We start from the raw sequence: 16919 nt of genomic DNA, 5'->3' as shown, positions 1-16919 counted from the left end.
AGCGATGGGCGAAGAGACAAGGATCAGGCGTCTGGCAGCACGGTCGTATCGCATTCCGACGGATGCGCCGGAAGCAGACGGTACGATCGCCTGGTCGGCTACGACGCTCGTGCTGGTCGAGGTCGACGCCGGAGGTGTAACCGGCGTTGGCTATAGCGCGGCTGCCCCCCGCGAGGCGGGCGCCGACACGATCATTCTCGCCAACGGTTTTAGTTGCCGCGAACAGATCGAGCAATGCACGGGCCGCCGAACGAAGCACGTCGCGGAAGTGATTGCTGACGCCATGCACTGAGCTCTGACGGGCACCGGCATTGCCGCCTTTTCAAGTGAAAGGCGCTATCGGAATGCCCCTATGGGCAATCCTGCAGAGCGAAACGGTTGCTCCTCATGCGCTGACCACCATTGGGCCACGGCTTGCGCGACGCGATCCCAAATTGATGTAGGCAAGTCGGGGATCGCGATCCTGACGAGGTAGCGATCGCGTGTCTTGTCGTGGAACCACTCCGCTGCACCGAAATCGAAGCCAAAGCTTCCTGCGTGACGCAACGGCAACCCGGCTTTCCTCAGGTCGCCGCACAAATCCGCTGCCATTTGCCTCGTTTGCCTCTCATCAAGCATTCGCTTTGGCGCGAGCGTCACATACAGCCCGTGGCCAAAATGAAGCTCTCCCGACGAGCCGGCGAGCGTGGATGCAAAATAGCGCGCAGTCCTTCTGCCGTTCCGCAAGATTGCTGAGACGCGCTTATTGGTGAGATCCCGATAGGCTCTCGTTCCGACATAGGGCGGGAAATGCGCCGGCAACGCTGCGCCGCCGAACAGTCGAACGGCCTTTCGCATCTCCCTCGCAAGCGCCTCCAGTTGTGCCTGATGCACACGGTGCGCTTCGCAAGCGACAAAGACAGCGGAGCCGAGCCGGCCGTATTCCAACCCAAGGGAGTCGAGCTTGGTGTGGCTGCGTACAAGCACGATCGGAATTTCCCAACGATGCGCCCAATTCAGGACGCGGCGGATGCGCCCCGAGCCGCTGGAGAAGCAGGTTGTGTCGAAAACGATGAGATCAAGGCGCGGGTTTGCGCCGCGAAGCGTCGTCTCGAATGCGGCCGCGGGTGCACATGAGTCCAAGAGAAGCACCCGCAATCGTCGCGCCCGAGACGCGACCTCGCCGGGTGAGCTTTTCAGCAGCATCGGCCGCAAATGGCGGGCATGACTTTCGATCAGCTCCAGCGTTTCACTATAAGAGCCAGGTAGTACCAAGATGTCCGCCTCTGGCATCATTTGTGCCGATGCCAGCAGCAGCGCCGATATCGCGGCCATCCCCGAGGAGGTATAGATCGTCTCATTGGCTGCCGCGTCGTCGAATTGATAAAACGACGGGCCCCGTACGTCCAGGTCGGCGCGCTGGTAGCCATAGCTGAATTCGAATGGTCCCGCGCGCAGCCGATCCGGATACGCCCATGCAGTCTCCGTGAGCGCCCAATCGTGCAGCGCATGCTCAGCCTTCAGGGCCGCGGCCAGTTGAAATTTCCGTTCAATGACCTCAGCGACCGAGGCGGGATGGTGCAACGACAGAGGAGTGCTGAGGAAGCGGTTCAGCAAGTTGAGCTCTTCGTGCTTTCTGTGGAGATATGCCTCGAGGGTTTCCATGCCCGGCCTTCATTTTTGTCCGCGCATTATGATTAACGTATCTACGAGGAATTGGGTCCTTGGCCGGTCCGGTCGGCTCACGAGCTATGGAATGCATTACGGCTGGGGCAGGCGACTTCCGCATTGCCGCCATGAAACCGGGCTGCAGCGAGCCTTAGGTCCGGGTCAGGAAGTCCATTAGTCCGAGCCACAGCAGGATTGCCAGCCAGAACAGTCCGGCAGCCGCAAAGATCAGGGTTCGTGGCCCGCGGTGCCAGAGTTCCATGAATACGGCAGCAACGACCGAGGCCTTCAGAGCGGCGATGCTGAGCGCGACCATCGCGTTGCCGTTCCCAAGCGGGATGTAAGACAGGCTGACCGTGAGTGCGAGCAAAGCAAGCAGCACAAGCCAGGCGGCGAGCAGCGGAATTGAAGGGCGCGAAGGCATCACGACACCGATCTCCCGGGAAGATAGATGAGAGCAAACAAGAAGATCCAGACTACATCGACGAAGTGCCAGTAGAGTGCCGCGCTATGCAAGGCTGCTCGATGGCGCAGGTCCGCTGATCTGCGGATCAGCACGACAAGCGTCGCGAGGATGGCGATGCCAACGATCATGTGCAGCGCATGGATCGCGGTTGCGATGAAATAGAACGCGAAGAACAGCTGGACGCCGTTGGCGAGCGGACCGTCGAATGTAAAGTCGATGCTGGGAACGAGATGTTCGTCATATTCGCTTCTATATTCAACGCCCTTGAGCACGATGAACACGAGACCGAGAATGATTGCGCCGGCAAGCAGAGCGGGGCAAGCTCTTCGAGCCTCCGCGTTATAAGACTCCACCGCCCAAGCGACCAGAAAGCTCGACGTGAGCAGGATCGCCGTATTGGCCGTGCCGATCAGAAGATCGGTGTGTCGGCCTGCAGCCAGGAAGCTTGCGGGATAGGCGTGCCGGTAGACGAAATAGGAAAGCACCAGGCCGCCGAACAGAAGCACCTCGGTCGCGATGAAGACCCACATGCCGAGTTCAGCGGTGTGATCACGATGCTCAACGGAAATGAACTGCGGCGCAAACGAGCGGGTCTCAGGCATTTTGTGGTTCTGCCTTGAAGTCGGAGGAATACTGGTACGGCGCACGCGTGACGACCGGCTGCACCTCAAAGTTAAATTCCGGTGGCGGCGAGGGTGTCTGCCATTCCAGTCCCGGCGCGTTCCACGGATTGGCCGGCGAGCGTCGCCCGAAGAAGGCGGAATAGGCGAGATAGAGTAATGGGAGGAGGTAGGCGACCGCGAGAATCACGGCGCCTCCGGAAGACAGCACATTCCATAATTGGAATTCGGGCGGATAGACATGGTAGCGCCGCGGCATCCCCTCGGCGCCGAGGATGAATTGCGGGAAGAAGGTCAGGTTGAAACCAACGAAAATCAGCACCGCCGCGGTCCGCGCCCAATATTCCGAGTAGAGCCGGCCACTGATCTTCGGCCACCAATAGTGCAGGCCGCCGAAATAGGCGGTTACCATGCCGCCGACCATGATGTAGTGGAAATGCGCGACGACGAAGTAGGTATCGGTCGCATGCACGTCAAAGGCCAGGCAGGCGAGGAACAATCCCGTGAGGCCGCCGATGGTGAACAGTCCGATGAAAGCTAGCGCATAGAGCATCGGCGCATCAAAGCGGATCGAACCCTTGTGCAGCGTCGCGGTCCAATTGAAGACCTTGATGGCCGAGGGCACCGCGACCATGAAGCTCATGAAGGAGAAGACGAGACTCGCCAGCACGGATTGGCCGCTGACGAACATGTGGTGTCCCCACACCAAGAAGCCGATCGCCGCGATGGCAAGGCTTGCCCAAGCCACGAAATGGTAACCGAAGACTTGTTTGCGCGCGAAGCAGGAAATCAGTTCGTTGACCACCCCCATGCCGGGCAGGATCATGATGTACACTGCGGGGTGTGAATAGAACCAGAACAGGTGCTGAAAGAGCAGGGGATCGCCACCGATCCGTGGATCGAAGATGCCGACACCGAAAACGCGCTCGACTGCGATCAACAGCAGCGCCATCGCCAGCACCGGCGTGGCCAGTACCAAGATCAGAGAGGTCGCATAGAGCGACCACAGAAACAGCGGCAGCCGGTTCCAGGTCATTCCCGGCGCGCGCAACTGGTGGATGGTGACGATGAAGTTCAGCCCGGTCAGGATCGAGGAGAAGCCGGAGATGAAGATGCCGGTCACCGCCGCAATGACGTAGCTGTTGGAGTAAAGTGTTGAAAATGGCGCGTAGAAGGTCCAGCCAGTGTCGACGCCGCCGGCAACAATCGCAAACAGCGTCACGGTGCCGCCGAGCATGAAGAGATACCAGCTCATCAGGTTGAGCCGAGGAAAAGCGAGATCGCGCGCGCCGATCATCAGCGGCGTGATAAAGTTGCCAAGGGTGTTGGGAATGGATGGGATGAGGAAGAACCACACCATGATGATGCCATGCATGGTGAACAGGCGATTGTAGATGTCGTCGGCGACGAGATCCGCCTGCGGAGTCGCGAGTTCGATCCGCATCGCGGTCGCCGCTGCGCCGCCGACGAAGAAGAAGAACGTAATGCTGGCGAAATACAGGATCGCGATGCGCTTGTGGTCAGTGGTCAGGAACCATGAGCGCAGCGTGTAGTCGGCGGTGAGATAGTCCTTGGTGCTCATGGCTGGCTTCCGATCGATTTGATGTAGCTGGCCAGGCGCAGGAGCTGATCCTCGTTCACCTTGCCGGCGAAGGAAGGCATATCGGCCTGGTAACCCGCGACGATCTGGCTGTCCGGCAACAGGATCGAGTCCCGAATGTATTTTTCGTCGGCAATCACGATGCTGCCGTCAGCCAGCGGCACTGGGCTGCCATAGACGCCCTCGAGCGGTGGCGCGCGGATCTTGCTGCCGGCGCCGTGACAACCGCTGCAACCGAGCTGCCTGAAGAGGCTGGCGCCTTCCTGGGCGAGCGGGCTGGACGGGCCTTGCTGCGTGAGCCAGTTGGCGAAGTCGGCGGCTTGCATCGCGACGATCTCGCCGGTCATGCCGGAATGAGCGGTCCCGCAATATTCGGCGCAGAATAGATGATAGTGACCGGGCGTTGTGGCCTTGATCTCGAGATCCTGGTAACGGCCCGGAACGACATCGTGCTTCAGCCGCAGCGCCGGAATGAAGAAACTGTGAATGACGTCCTGCGACACCATGACCAGACGGACCGGGCGCCCCACCGGGATGTGCAGTGCATTGATCTCGGACTGGCCGCCGGCGTGTTGGACTTTCCACATCCATTGCTTCGCTACGACGAAGATCGACACGTCGTCCCGATGAGCGTTGTAGCTGTCGAGAAAGAGCGTGGCGCCCCAGATGAAGAGAGCGAGAAAACCGATCAGCGTTGCAGCGGTCCAGGCGATCTCCAGACGCCAGGTCTTTCCGATGCGATCGCCGCGCTCGGCCGGATTGCCGGCGCGATAGCGCACGCAAAACAATAACAGAAGAAAGAACAACAGCCCGAGCACCAGCAGGCTGACGAAAATGAGACCCGCAAACAGAAGATCGACGTCGTCGCCGTGAGGCGATACGCCAGACCGCCAGAATGGAATCCACTGATGCCACATCGCCGGCGCTCGTTACCGGGGCTTTCGTGGGCTCGACTGCAAGCGAATAATCATGGCTTTGGCCAACCGGGAAGCCCACGTTTCGAGAGAACTTCCATGGCGCGGGAAACGGGAATCCGAACGATCCCCCGATTGCGATCGACCCAGCCATACGTCTCGGCGATTTGATCATTGGCGCGCCGGACGCTCTGAAGTTCCTCGCCGGGTGCGATTTCGAGCGGGGGCGCGTCCGAGCTGAGCGCGGGGCGGGCGTTCGACGTGACGTGTCGCATCGACGCCGGAAAAGCGAGAGGCATCATCAGCGGTACCGCAACAACAAAGGCCGCGAGGCCAGCCGCAATGCATGCGATCGCTCTGCTGCTCATGTCGGATCGCTCGTAATCGAAGCTGGCTTGCGCATCCATTTTCCGGCCCTCGAGCGTGGCATGACAATTCCGGCGAGCGACCGCAGTTCCAATTTAGGAACGATTCCGACGCACATGGATTGATCGCGCGTGGAGCGTTCGTAAGCGGGTCAGGGCCGGATGACCCAGATCTTTTCTCCCGTTGCCGATACTTGGCTACGGCTGTTTTTGCTCGGATCTGCAGCGGTTCTTGTCGGCGGGACGGTGGGCATCATCGGCTTTGCGCGTTCCGCTTACATTACCTCGACTGAAGTCCGCCCCGCCCAGCCGGTACCGTTCAGCCATCGCCATCATGCGGGCGAACTTGGTATCGATTGCCGCTACTGTCACAGCGGGGTTGAGACCGGTCCGCAAGCTGGATTGCCGCCCACTGAAACCTGCATGACCTGTCATTCGGAGATATGGACCAACTCGACCATGCTTGCGCCCGTGCGGCAGAGTCTTGCGAGCAACACGCCGATCCAATGGACGCGTGTTGCCAAGCTGCCGGACTACGTCTTCTTCCGTCATGACGTCCACATCGCCAAAGGTGTGGGCTGCGTGAGCTGCCATGGCCGCATCGACAAGATGGCGCTCACCTATCGCGAGAACTCCTTCACCATGGATTTTTGTCTCGATTGCCACCGTGATCCGGTGCCGCAGCTGCGCCCGCAGGATCGCATCGCGGACATGACCTGGAAACCGTCCGCGGACGCGCGCGCAGCCGGCGCGGCGATCGCCGCGCACGAAGGCGTTCGCCTCGGCGAGCTCACCCATTGCTATGTGTGCCACCGATGACCCGCAACCCACCACAACAGCCACCTGGCGCGGGCGCGAGCGGCGGGCGCCTTTGGTCCGGAATCGAAGAGCTGGCCGACGACCCCGCCTTTCAGGCGTTCCTTGACGCTGAATATCCGGCGGCAGCGGATTTCTCCCCGACGGCGCGGCGCGAGTTCCTCAAATTGATGGGGGCGTCCTTTGCGCTGGCGGGGCTCGCTGGCTGCGAGAAGAGCCCGTTCGTGGCGGCGCTGCCTTACGTCAATCAGCCGGACAATGAGACAATCGGCCTGCCACGCTACTATGCAACGGCGGTCATGCTTGATGGCTTCGCGCAGCCGGTCGTTGCGACGACCTTCGCGGGCCGTCCAACCAAGCTTGACGGCAATCCAGACCATCCGATGACGCAAGGCCGCAGTGATGTCTTCATGCAGGCGGCCGTGCTCGGTCTTTACGATCCGGACCGCGCTCAAGGGCCTTCGCGTCGGGGAGAGCCCGCGTCCTGGAAGGAGGTCGAGGCTGCGGTCGTCGCGCTCAGAAGCGGATGGGCGGCAGCGCAGGGCGACGGGTTGCGACTGCTGACGTCGCCGATCACGTCGCCGACCTTGCTCCGCCAGATCGACGCGCTGATAGGGCAGTTTCCGAAGGCGCGCGTGCATCTCCATGATGCGACGGGAATTGCATCGCGGCGCGATCTCACCATGGCCGCCTATGGACAACCACTCGATCTGCATTACCGGCTCGACGCGTGCGACATCGTCATCAGCTTCGACGATGACTTTCTCGGACCGGGACCAAACCAGGTGCGCAATGCCCATGGCTGGTCGACGGCGCGGCGACGCTTCGCCGATCGGCCGGGGCTAAAGCTGCACATGGCGGAAAGCGTGCCTTCGGCAACGGGAGCGATGGCCGGGGCGCGGCTGATTGCCGATTCGTCGCGCACGCCGCTACTTGCCCAGGCGCTCGCCAGGGAGCTCGGCATCGCCACTGCAGCCCTGCCCGACCTGACATCGGAGGAGCAGAGTTGGATCAAACGCGCGGCCGCTGCCTGTCTGGGCGCAAAGGACCGCGCGCTCGTGGTTTCCAGTCCTTTCGGCGAAGCGGTGACGGCTGTCTGGACGGCGCGCATCAACGACCATCTGAACAGCGCGGGCCGGGCGCTGCTGTTGACCGCCCCTGTTTCGGGGCCGGCGAATGCGGGCACGCTCAAGGAATTGGTCGCCGATATCAGTGCCGGTCGCGTGGATTCGCTTGTCATTGTCGATGCCAATCCAGTCTACAGCGCTCCCGCCGCGCTCGGCTTTGCGGATGGGTTGCGGCAGGTGCGGACATCGCTGCATCTCGGTCTGCAACGCGACGAGAGCGGCGCACTCTGCGAATGGCAATTGCCGCTGACGCATGCGCTGGAGAGCTGGAGCGATGGCCGCGCGGTCGACGGCACGGCAACCATCATCCAGCCGACGGTCACGCCATTCTACGACGTTCGCAGCGCGCACCAGATTTTTGGCATGATGCTCGGGGAGATCAATCCTGCCGCAGATAGTGCGGTGCGCGAGACATGGCGGTCGATCTTGTCGGATAATTTCGATGTGCGCTGGCGACGCGCGTTGCGCGACGGCTTCATCGAAGGGGCGGCTAACCCGGTGGAGGCGAAGCCGACCGCCGCCGCCGATCTGCCCACAACAGCCACCGCGAAAGGGCTGGACGTGGTGTTCCGGCCAGATCCGACCGTGTGGGACGGCACGTTCGCCAATATCGGCTGGTTGCAGGAACTGCCAAAGCCGCTGACCACGCTGACGTGGGGCAATGTCGTTGCGATCAGCGCAGCGCTCGCCAAACGGCTCGTCGCCTCAAACGGCGACCCGGTCGAGGTGACGATCGGAAATCGCCATGTCACAGGCCCGGTCTGGATCATGCCAGGCCAGGCGGAGAATACGATCGCTCTCTACCTCGGCCATGGCCGGACGGGAGCAGGGCGCGTCGGCAACGGAGTTGGGTATAACGCCTATCGCGCGAGGCCGCCCGACCAGCTTTGGTTGGCGAAAGCCAGCCTACGCAAAGTTGGGAGCGCCGAGACGCTGGCAGTGACTCAGATGCATCATCGCATGGAGGGCTTTGATTTTGTTCGCGAGGTCAGCGCGAGCCATCCCGGGTTGAAACGCGCGGAGGTTGAACCAAGTATTTATCCGTCCTGGCCTTCTGCGAGAAATGCCTGGGGCATGGTGGTCGACCTCGATGTCTGCATCGGCTGCAATGCCTGCGTCGCGGCCTGTACGGCGGAGAACAACGTTCCGGTGGTCGGCAAGGAGCAAGTCGAGGCCGGGCGTGAAATGCATTGGATCAGGGTGGCACGCTACTACGAAGGCGAGATCGAGCGACCGAGAAGTTTTTTTCAGCCGGTGCCATGCATGCATTGCGAGCAGGCTCCCTGCGAAATGGGATGTCCCGTGCACGCCACGACGCATAGTCCCGAGGGCGTCAATCAGATGGTCTACAATCGCTGCATCGGCACGCGCACTTGTTCGAGCTTTTGTCCCTACAAGGTCCGCCGATTTAACTTCTATGATTATCGCGCGCCGCCGGATTCACCTGTTCACGCGGCCCACAATCCGGAGGTCACGGTCCGGTCCCGTGGGGTGATGGAGAAGTGCACCTATTGCACGCAGCGGATCGAGGCAGCCCATGCTGCGGCCGACAAGGAGAACCGCCCCTTGCGGGATGGTGACGTTGTCACCGCCTGCCAGCAAGCCTGCCCCACCAGGGCGATTGTCTTTGGCGACATCAACGATCCAGAATCCGAGGTGTCGCGGGCGCGGCGCGAGGGGCGCAACTACACGCTGCTTGAGGAATTGGGTACGCGGCCGCGCACCAGCTATCTGGCGCGCTTCCGTGACGGTGGAGACGACCAGGGATGACCGATAAATCGGCCGATATCCTGCCCATCCGCCAGAGCATGGGCGGCATCACCGAGCAGCTCGCCGGGATTCCCCTGCATTTTCCGGTCGAGCGGCGCTGGCTGATTGCGATGATTTTCGCGAGCTTGCTGCTGCTTCTGCTGGTGGTCTCGGCAACAGAGCTGTTCACGGTTGGCGTCGGCATCTGGGGCATCAACATCCCCGTCAACTGGGCGTTTGCGATCCACAATTACGTCTGGTGGCTCGGCATCGGTCACGCCGGTACGCTCATCTCGGCGCTGCTGCTGCTCACCGGGAGCGAGTGGCGTAACTCGCTCAATCGATTCGCTGAAACCATGACGCTGTTCGCGGTGGTCTGCGCCGGCATCTATCCCGTCCTGCATCTCGGGCGCCCCTGGTACGTCTATTGGATGTTCCCCTATCCGGCGACCATGCACATCTGGCCGCAATTCCGCAGTCCGCTGGAATGGGACATCTGGGCGGTGCTGACCTATCTCACGGTGTCGCTTGCGTTCTGGTACGCCGGCCTCATTCCCGACCTCGCCGCTGCACGCGACCGCGCCACAAGACGCGGCTGGCAGATCTTCTTCGGCATCACCTCGCTCGGCTGGCGCGGCTCGGCCTCACACTGGGTGCGCTGGCAGCAGGCCTATCGCATCACCGCGGCGCTCGCCGTTCCGCTCGTCGTTTCCGTGCATAGCGAGGTTTCGCTGCTGTTTGCCTCGGGTCAGATTCCCGGCTGGCATTCGACGCTGTTTCCACCGTACTTCGTGCTCGGCGCGGCATTCTCGGGCTTTGCCGTCGTCTCGATCATTGCGGTGTCACTGCGCACCTGGTTCGGTTTGGGTAACCTCGTGACCGAGGACCATCTCGACGTGCTCGGGAAGGTCCTGCTCGCAACCGGTCTCATGACCGGCTACGGTTACGTGTTCGAGGTGTTCGATGTGCTGTATTCCGGCAACGCCCACGACATGCAGACGTTGCTGGACCGGATAGGCGGCGCCTATGCCTGGACCTATTGGGGCGCGATCGTCTTCAACTTTATTCCTCTGCAATTGTTGTGGTGGAGAGGCGTGCGCCGGCGCGGCTGGTCGCTGCTCCTGATCTCTGTTTCGGTCGCGGTGGGAATGTGGCTGGAGCGCTACATGATTCTCGTGACCAGTCTCTATCGCGATTTTCTCGTCTCATCCTGGAGCCACTTCACGCCGACATTTTGGGATTGGTCGACCTATGTCGGCACCATCGGGTTGTTTCTGGTGCCGTTCCTCATCGCGATCCGGTTGATACCGACGATCTCGATCTTCGAAACCAAGGAACTCCTGTACGAAGAGAAAGAGGAGCAAGCCCATGGCTGATCGCGCCTACGGACTGCTCGCGGAGTTCGAAAACCCGGAAGCGCTGGTCGCGGCAGCGAGAGAGGCGCGGGAGCGGGGCTACCGAAGCCTCGACGCATTCACCCCGTTTCCTGTCGAAGGGCTTGCACAGACCTTGCGCCTTCCTGCGCCAAACATCGGCCTTGTCGGGTTGATTGGCGCATTTTCCGGCGCGGCGGTAGCGCTGCTCATGCAGTGTTACGTCAACTATGATTTTCCCCTCAATGTCGGCGGCCGTCCAGTCTACGCGCTATCGGCGTTTGCGGTGGTGACCTTCGAGCTCACGATCCTGTTTTCCGCGCTCGCGACCATCATCGGCATGCTTGTGCAGAACCGATTGCCGCGGCTCAGCCATCCGGTGTTCGCTGCAAGTCGCATCCATCTCGCCAGCAAGGATCGCTTCTTTCTCTGCGTCGGCGGCGACGATCCGAAATTTGACGAGAGCGGCACAAGATCCTTCCTGCGGACGACGGGGGCATTATCGGTGGAACTGGTCCCGTCATGAGGAGCATCGTTCTTGCTATACTGGGGCTATGCCTCGCCGGCTGCGACCAGAATATGGAAGTGCAGCCGAGCTATCGGGAATATGCGCCGGCGCCGCTGTTTCGTGCGGGCACGCTGCGAAATCCGCCCGCTAACGTCGTAGCGCGCGACGATCTTGAGCGAGACAAGGAGGTCCGGGACAAGCCGGCGCTTACGGATGGGGTGCTCAAGCGTGGCCAGCAACGGTTCGGAATCTTCTGCTCTCCCTGCCACGGCACTGCCGGTGATGGCGATGGCATCATTGTCCGGCGCGGCATGCCGCATCCGACCAGCTATCACGACGAGCGCCTGCGCGCCGCCGACGATCAGTATCTGTTCGACGTGATCACGAATGGCCACGGCGCGATGTATTCCTACGCCGCGCGGGTTCCGCCGCGCGATCGGTGGGCGATCGTCGCCTATATCCGAGTCCTGCAGCTGGCTCGGCACGCCTCGGTCGACGAGGTGCCGCCGGACAGGCGCGACGGCCTGCAGGCGGCACAATGAGAGGCGGGCGCATCGCGTGGGCGGCTGCGATCGTCCTCAGCGCCATCATCCTGATCGCCGGCCTTGTGCTCGATCGCCGCGCCGCGCTCGCCGCCTATCTCGTGGCATGGATCGCGCTCGGCGCGATCGCGATCGGCGCCCTCGGCGTCCTGATGACAAGCTATCTGGTGCGCCGCGCCTGGACCGAGGCGCTGCATCCGGTGCTGGTAGCGGCGACTGCGACGCTTCCGGTCGTCGGAATCTGCCTTGTTCCAGTGCTGATCGGGATGAAGGAGATCTATCCCGCGGCCGCCGCTACCAGCACTCTGCCGCCGTTCAAGGCCGCCTATCTTGCGCCGTTGTTCTTTACTTTGCGCAGCGTCATCTACTTCGTGATCTGGTCAGCTTTAGCCGTGTGGCTGCGCAATGCCTGGTCTCATAGCGAGCGCATGACCCGCGCGGCGTCCGCGGGCTTGATCGTGTACGCGCTGACCGTATCGCTCGCCGGCATCGACTGGATGGAATCGCTTGAACCGCACTTCCATTCGTCGGTCTACGGGCTTCTCTACCTCACTCTTGCATTGCTGAACGGCCTTGCCTTCGCGATCGGCTGGAGCATCCTGACAGGACGGCAGATCGGCGGGTGCGCGGGCTACAGCGCGCTGCTGCTCTCGACGATCCTCCTGTGGGGGTATCTGCATGCCATGCAGTACATCGTGATCTGGGCCGGCGACATTCCGGATGAGGTGATCTGGTATCTGAAGCGTTCGGAGAACGGCTGGCAGTTTGCACTGGCTATCCTGGTCGCCGGTCAGTTTGTGCTTCCGTTTTTCGCCCTTCTGAGTGGGCGTGTACGCGCCGATCGGCGCTGGCTTTTGGGATTATGCGCGCTGACGCTGCTGATGCGCGTGCTGGAGGCCGCCATTCTGATCCTGCCCGCGATCGACCACGTCGCGCCGCTAACCACGGCGGTGATGCTGGCGGCCGCGCTGGTCTTTGTCGGGGCGCTTCTGCTTTGGATGTTTGATGCCATGCTGTGTGAGCGCGCGCGTTGGATCAGCGCGACGGTGCAACATGTTCGCGCCGAAGGAGAACCAGGATCAGGGCGGCCAGCCCGATGATCGTCATGAGGGCCGTGCCGGCGAGCAGCCGCCCGACAGCGAGCGTATAGGTGCCACTCACGGGATCGAAGCCGTAACAGATCAGGCCAATGTGATCGGCAACCGACCCAACCTGTCCCCGACCGGCATCGACCAGAGCAAGGCGCAGGCTCGCGGCATCCAGCGCAAGTGCCGAAAGGCCGCGGACGACGCGGCCATCCGGGGTGACCACGAAAGCGGCGAGGGGATGCGCAAACTGATCGTGTTCACTGTCGTAGCGGAAATGAAACCCGAAGGCGTTGGTCAACTCGCGTATAGCAGCGGCGTTCGTGCGCAGGAAGTGACTGTTGCGGACCAACTCCCCATCGCTACCGATTTGCTCGTGCTTCATTGTTAGCGCATCGGCCACCGAATCCTTCGGATCCAGGCCGACCACCACGAATCGAAAGTCCGCGCCGGGTTTCAGGCCGCTATTTTTCAGCGCCTCCGCCACGATGGAGATCGTCGATCCGCAGAGGCTCTTGCAGGTGTAGTCGGCAAGCACCCAGACGGATGGCGTCGCGCCCAGCCACTCCCGCAACGGCTTGATGTCTTTTTCGCCTTGCACGAGCAGCGATAGCGGAAGAGACCCATTCGGCGGTGGCACGGCTTCCACCCCCGCCATTTCACTCACGTTAACGCGCGCCTGCGCCGGGACTCCGGCGAGCAATATCGCAACAGTTGCGATTGCGGCAGCTCGCATCATGAGCACGTCGACCTTTCAGCCAGTGCCTAACGCTGGGTCTTGAACGGGGTTCCATTTGCGGCATTCAACCCGAGGCGGTCATCTCAAATAAAAAGATGCCGGCGGATCTACCGGCATCATTGAGTTTGTGCGTCTACTTGCTGGACTGACCGACGCTCGGTGCCTTGTCGAGCTCTTGGGCCATCTCGAGGTGGTGCTGCAGCGTGGGCAACGTTTTGCCGGCCCAGTCTTTCAGATCGGCATTGTCGCCACCCTTGGCATAGCGTTCGAAAAGCGACACCGCGTCCTTGTGAGCGCTGACCTGGTAGGAATCGTAGTCCGAGCTGAAATCCTTGCCGGATGCATCCTTCAGCTTGTTGAGCTTGCTCTGGTGCGAACTGTCGAGCGCCGCGGGCACCTCCGCCTTGACCTTGCCGCTGGTGACCAGTTGCTTCAGCTCGGCTGAGGTCTTTGAGTGGTCGGTTACCATCCGCTGGGCAAAGGATTGCTCCCGCGCATTGCCCTTTTGTTCGGCGAGCTTGCTCGATTCGATTTCGAACATGTCGCTGATTGCGACCTCCTTGACGAAGTCGGCCGTGGTCGGCGCAACACCCAGCATTGAATTGACGCCGGTCTTCTCGCCGGCGGATTGAGCAAGAGCTGAGCCTGCCAGCAGAACGCAGCCCAGCACGATGATTGCACGCGTCATGATTTTTGTCCTTCCGGATTTCAGTGGCGCCATGGTTGCAGACTGAAGGTGCCCATCAACCCGCGGAAGAGGCTGTTGTTCCTCAGGGCTGGCTGCGGCAGGGGCGTTTTGATGGTACGGGCTGGGCTGGTCGAGGAGCAGCCGCGCCTATCGCGCGGTGATTCTTGGCTCGAACCTGTCGGCAAAGGCCATCCATTCCGGAAGCGGCGCGCCGTCACGGTGTCGACCGCCAGCAACAGCTGCCGCCCAGGCGCTGACGGCTCCGAGCAGGGCGGCGACCGCCAGTGAAAAGGCCAGGATGATTGTGCTGCGACGCGCATGAGCAATTGCCGTCCTCGAACTCGCAATCGCCTGATCGGTTCGCCGCTCGGCGTCGCCGGCGGAAAGACCCGTAAGTGTCTGGACCTGCTGAATCAGATAGGTCCGGTCATCAGCATTTACCCCGCTGTGGCTCGACGAAGTCATGAGTATCCGGCCGGCTTCGGCACGTTCGACGCTCATATCGACGTTCGGAGGTCGACGTGGTTGGCGGAGAAGCCGATCGAGTTCGTAGCTCAGAAGTGGTTCGGCTGAGGTTCTGTTTCCCATTGCAAACGATGGAGATGAGCGATTGACCGCTGCTGCGCTCACGATCGCCGTCAATCCGGCCCCGATTAGAACCGCGAGTGCCCAAGCCGTCAGGCCATGAAGACCATCGCGCGTTTCCTCCGAATTGGCGGCAGCGCCAAGGTCATTGCGGACAGCGCCAACGTCGCCGCGCGTCCGGCCAGCAATGTAGCCGCCGAGGCCGAAACTGACGATCGCCTGCAGAATCAGAAAAAGGCCTGATAGCAGCGACAGGGCGGCAGATGCATCTCGCCAAGTTGGTGAAGTCGAGCTGATCCCGAGACCGATGGTGACGCCAAAGGTCACAAGGGTGAAGGCAAACGCCGCGGCGACTAACGCGCCTGCGATAATCGGCGTCCAGCGCAGATATCTGACGTCATCAGTAAACGTCGGCACTCCGTCTTCGACGAGCGTGGCAGCCTCGATCGTCATGGTCGAATCCCTCAGCGCAGACCGAAAAACGAAAGGATGGCCAGTATGACGACGATCAGGCCAACCAGATAGATCAGCTGGTTCATTTCAATCCTCCTTGATCGCTTGATAAGCGCAGGCGGGTTCGGAAGGTTCCTGTCAGACCTGATGATGCGGCGCAAAACGCGCCATAATGGCTATTCGTTCGCGGTGATCGCGCTGGAACGTTGCGGGCCGGAAAAGCCGAAAGGCTGCACACCGCTACTGATGCAGCCTGCACCCAGCGAAGCATCAAAGACCATTGTCGATCACAATCCGCCCCGCTGATTTTCAGGCGTCTGGGGATCCTTCTCGTTCGGATGCAACCCGATCATCACTTGGACTTGGGGAACAGGATGCTACGGCTCCTTCCACTTCCTTGACCAGCGCTCGGTGGTGTTCAGCGAGCTTGGCAAACAATGCTTTCTTCGTCGCATTGGTCGCCAGCTTGCTGATTAACTCGCACTCCTCGGCTTCATTCCGAAGCCTCTCCAGGTGCGCCTGCATGTCTTTCATTTTGGTGCGCCCAAACTTAGAGCTACGTCCAGCTCAGCAGCTTGTTCGATTTGCCGCGGCTGGCGGAGAAGCTTCTCCCGCTCGGCGCCCGGAGACAGATTTCTGGCGCGCGTCCGAGCCCGTTGCGCTGAGCTGATCAGTCGCTCATGCAATGAGCCGATCGGCTTGGACCGATTGCGCTTTCGTTTATCGCTCATATTGAGAGCTTAGCATCGGGCTGCCAGGGGAAATTCAACTATGTAAAGACCCTGCGCAAGGCTGCGATAAAATTGGATTGATTCTCCGACAATGGCGGCCATCCACGCTGTCCGCTATGCCGCTGACAGCCGATCTGTTCGGGCCCGCAGCCGATCAGGGCTAGTGCCGCTGCAAAGGCTGACCTCACTTAACATGTGTGATTGTACCGCCAGGTCGCGCTGGCACAGGCTATTGGGAGGCGGTCGCTAATGCCGAAGGTAAGGGGAAGAAATGATGCTCAGCGAGGAATTTAGTCAGAAGACGATCGCCGCAATGGACCTGGCGCTGGAGAGGGCATGCAGATTCCTGCCTATCGGACTACCAGAGCATGAAACAAGGAAGTTCGTTGCAGAGAAGATCATTGAATGCGCCAAGAACGGCAACCAAACTCTTGCCGGCCTCACCGAGGTGGGACGCCGCGCGATACATGAGCTGATCGCAAGAAGGAACGAGACCGCTGATGAGATGACTTTAACCCACCCTGATGGCAAATAAGCCATGCATCTTGCTCATCGGGCTGAGGAGGTATCGCTCAGAAGCCTCAAGCGCACCTGTTCTCGACAGGGGGGGCGGGTTAGCGTGCCCCGCCCAAAGGGCGAGGCCGACCTTTTGCGCTGCAGCGCAGGTAATTGCCACCAGTTCAATGATGGTGCTGCCCTTGGCTTCGCCACCTCTCGCTGACCAAGTAACTCCTGCCGAGAGGAAGCGGTCTCCGGTGTCGACGCCACGATCGCCCGGGGTGCGGCGCGCCTAGAGCCCGGTTAACATAGGTTGCGACCGTAGTCGGGGACTCGCATAGTCTCTGCTCAGTCTCGGCCCGGTCAATCGGCGCGCACGCCGCCCCCTTTATGGGCCGATGTTCCTCCCGCTG

At 61.2% G+C, this 16919-nt stretch carries 18 protein-coding genes; 8 read left to right on the top strand and 10 right to left on the bottom strand.

Annotation, left to right across the window (positions count from 1 at the left end; all coding sequences use genetic code 11):
- Positions 1 to 4: 4 nt before the first annotated feature.
- Positions 5 to 292 (top strand): hypothetical protein, encoded by a 288-nt coding sequence (locus AC5ZGW_RS05395; protein ID WP_207231014.1) that lies wholly within the window; start codon positions 5 to 7, stop codon positions 290 to 292.
- A 44-nt stretch (positions 293 to 336) separates the two neighbouring features.
- On the opposite strand, the gene AC5ZGW_RS05390 is transcribed toward AC5ZGW_RS05395, so the two are convergent.
- The 6 genes from AC5ZGW_RS05390 to AC5ZGW_RS05365 all read right to left on the bottom strand — a co-directional run bounded on the left by AC5ZGW_RS05390 (position 337) and on the right by AC5ZGW_RS05365 (position 5654).
- The gene (locus AC5ZGW_RS05390; protein WP_130225737.1) at positions 337 to 1644 is read right to left on the bottom strand and encodes a hypothetical protein; all 1308 of its coding nucleotides are present in this window, start codon (positions 1642 to 1644) and stop codon (positions 337 to 339) included.
- A gap of 154 nt (positions 1645 to 1798) precedes the next feature.
- A complete protein-coding gene (locus AC5ZGW_RS05385) occupies positions 1799 to 2071 on the bottom strand; it encodes a cytochrome C oxidase subunit IV family protein (RefSeq protein ID WP_245474699.1) in 273 nt (90 codons plus the stop codon).
- Positions 2071 to 2715 (bottom strand): cytochrome c oxidase subunit 3, encoded by a 645-nt coding sequence (locus AC5ZGW_RS05380; protein ID WP_130225739.1) that lies wholly within the window; start codon positions 2713 to 2715, stop codon positions 2071 to 2073. The genes AC5ZGW_RS05385 and AC5ZGW_RS05380 overlap by 1 nt, the downstream gene beginning before the upstream one ends.
- The gene (gene ctaD / locus AC5ZGW_RS05375) at positions 2708 to 4315 is read right to left on the bottom strand and encodes a cytochrome c oxidase subunit I (protein WP_496113880.1); all 1608 of its coding nucleotides are present in this window, start codon (positions 4313 to 4315) and stop codon (positions 2708 to 2710) included. The genes AC5ZGW_RS05380 and ctaD overlap by 8 nt, the downstream gene beginning before the upstream one ends.
- The gene (coxB, locus tag AC5ZGW_RS05370) at positions 4312 to 5250 is read right to left on the bottom strand and encodes a cytochrome c oxidase subunit II (RefSeq protein ID WP_130225740.1); all 939 of its coding nucleotides are present in this window, start codon (positions 5248 to 5250) and stop codon (positions 4312 to 4314) included. The genes ctaD and coxB overlap by 4 nt, the downstream gene beginning before the upstream one ends.
- Before the next feature lie 50 nt (positions 5251 to 5300).
- Entirely contained in the window at positions 5301 to 5654 is a 354-nt protein-coding gene (locus AC5ZGW_RS05365; RefSeq protein ID WP_496113879.1) for a hypothetical protein, read from the bottom strand.
- A 120-nt stretch (positions 5655 to 5774) separates the two neighbouring features.
- Here AC5ZGW_RS05365 and AC5ZGW_RS05360 point away from each other — a divergent pair, with 120 nt between their 5' ends.
- Genes AC5ZGW_RS05360 through AC5ZGW_RS05335 form a run of 6 tightly spaced genes read left to right on the top strand, consistent with a single transcriptional unit; the run spans position 5775 to position 12827 of the window.
- Positions 5775 to 6431 (top strand): cytochrome c3 family protein, encoded by a 657-nt coding sequence (locus AC5ZGW_RS05360; protein WP_130225741.1) that lies wholly within the window; start codon positions 5775 to 5777, stop codon positions 6429 to 6431.
- On the top strand, positions 6428 to 9325 hold the full coding sequence (locus AC5ZGW_RS05355) for a TAT-variant-translocated molybdopterin oxidoreductase (RefSeq protein WP_130225742.1): 2898 nt from the start codon (positions 6428 to 6430) through the stop codon (positions 9323 to 9325). The genes AC5ZGW_RS05360 and AC5ZGW_RS05355 overlap by 4 nt, the downstream gene beginning before the upstream one ends.
- A complete protein-coding gene (nrfD, locus tag AC5ZGW_RS05350; RefSeq protein ID WP_496113878.1) occupies positions 9322 to 10680 on the top strand; it encodes an NrfD/PsrC family molybdoenzyme membrane anchor subunit in 1359 nt (452 codons plus the stop codon). The genes AC5ZGW_RS05355 and nrfD overlap by 4 nt, the downstream gene beginning before the upstream one ends.
- Complete coding sequence (locus AC5ZGW_RS05345; RefSeq protein WP_130225743.1) at positions 10673 to 11203, top strand: DUF3341 domain-containing protein; 531 nt, start codon at positions 10673 to 10675, stop codon at positions 11201 to 11203. The genes nrfD and AC5ZGW_RS05345 overlap by 8 nt, the downstream gene beginning before the upstream one ends.
- Entirely contained in the window at positions 11200 to 11727 is a 528-nt protein-coding gene (locus AC5ZGW_RS05340) for a c-type cytochrome (protein ID WP_130225744.1), read from the top strand. Before AC5ZGW_RS05345 ends, AC5ZGW_RS05340 begins: the two co-directional genes overlap by 4 nt.
- Complete coding sequence (locus AC5ZGW_RS05335) at positions 11724 to 12827, top strand: hypothetical protein (protein WP_130225745.1); 1104 nt, start codon at positions 11724 to 11726, stop codon at positions 12825 to 12827. Before AC5ZGW_RS05340 ends, AC5ZGW_RS05335 begins: the two co-directional genes overlap by 4 nt.
- Here the strand turns inward: AC5ZGW_RS05335 and AC5ZGW_RS05330 are convergent.
- From AC5ZGW_RS05330 to AC5ZGW_RS05315, 4 genes are all read right to left on the bottom strand, one after another.
- Positions 12763 to 13515: an SCO family protein gene (locus AC5ZGW_RS05330; RefSeq protein ID WP_496113877.1), complete on the bottom strand. Its 753-nt coding sequence runs from the start codon at positions 13513 to 13515 to the stop codon at positions 12763 to 12765. The two genes, AC5ZGW_RS05335 and AC5ZGW_RS05330, sit on opposite strands and share 65 nt — an antisense overlap.
- Positions 13516 to 13684: 169 nt before the next feature.
- Positions 13685 to 14239, bottom strand: coding sequence for a DUF4142 domain-containing protein (locus AC5ZGW_RS05325; protein WP_130225747.1), 555 nt, complete (start codon positions 14237 to 14239; stop codon positions 13685 to 13687).
- 147 nt (positions 14240 to 14386) lie between these two features.
- Positions 14387 to 15277, bottom strand: a complete 891-nt coding sequence (locus AC5ZGW_RS05320) for a hypothetical protein (protein ID WP_130225748.1) — start codon at positions 15275 to 15277, stop codon at positions 14387 to 14389.
- A 309-nt stretch (positions 15278 to 15586) separates the two neighbouring features.
- Positions 15587 to 15811 carry a hypothetical protein gene (locus AC5ZGW_RS05315; RefSeq protein WP_130225749.1) on the bottom strand — a complete coding sequence of 75 codons (225 nt, stop codon included), beginning with the start codon at positions 15809 to 15811 and terminating at the stop codon, positions 15587 to 15589.
- Between the two features lie 468 nt (positions 15812 to 16279).
- On the opposite strand from AC5ZGW_RS05315, the gene AC5ZGW_RS05310 reads away from it, so the two are divergent.
- Positions 16280 to 16543, top strand: a complete 264-nt coding sequence (locus AC5ZGW_RS05310) for a hypothetical protein (RefSeq protein WP_051396543.1) — start codon at positions 16280 to 16282, stop codon at positions 16541 to 16543.
- Positions 16544 to 16919: the final 376 nt, after the last annotated feature.

The sequence above is a fragment of the Bradyrhizobium sp. Crot121 genome, from assembly GCF_059512385.1.
The sequence above is the reverse complement of the archived record's forward strand: the minus strand, read 5'-3'. Positions and strand labels throughout refer to the sequence as shown.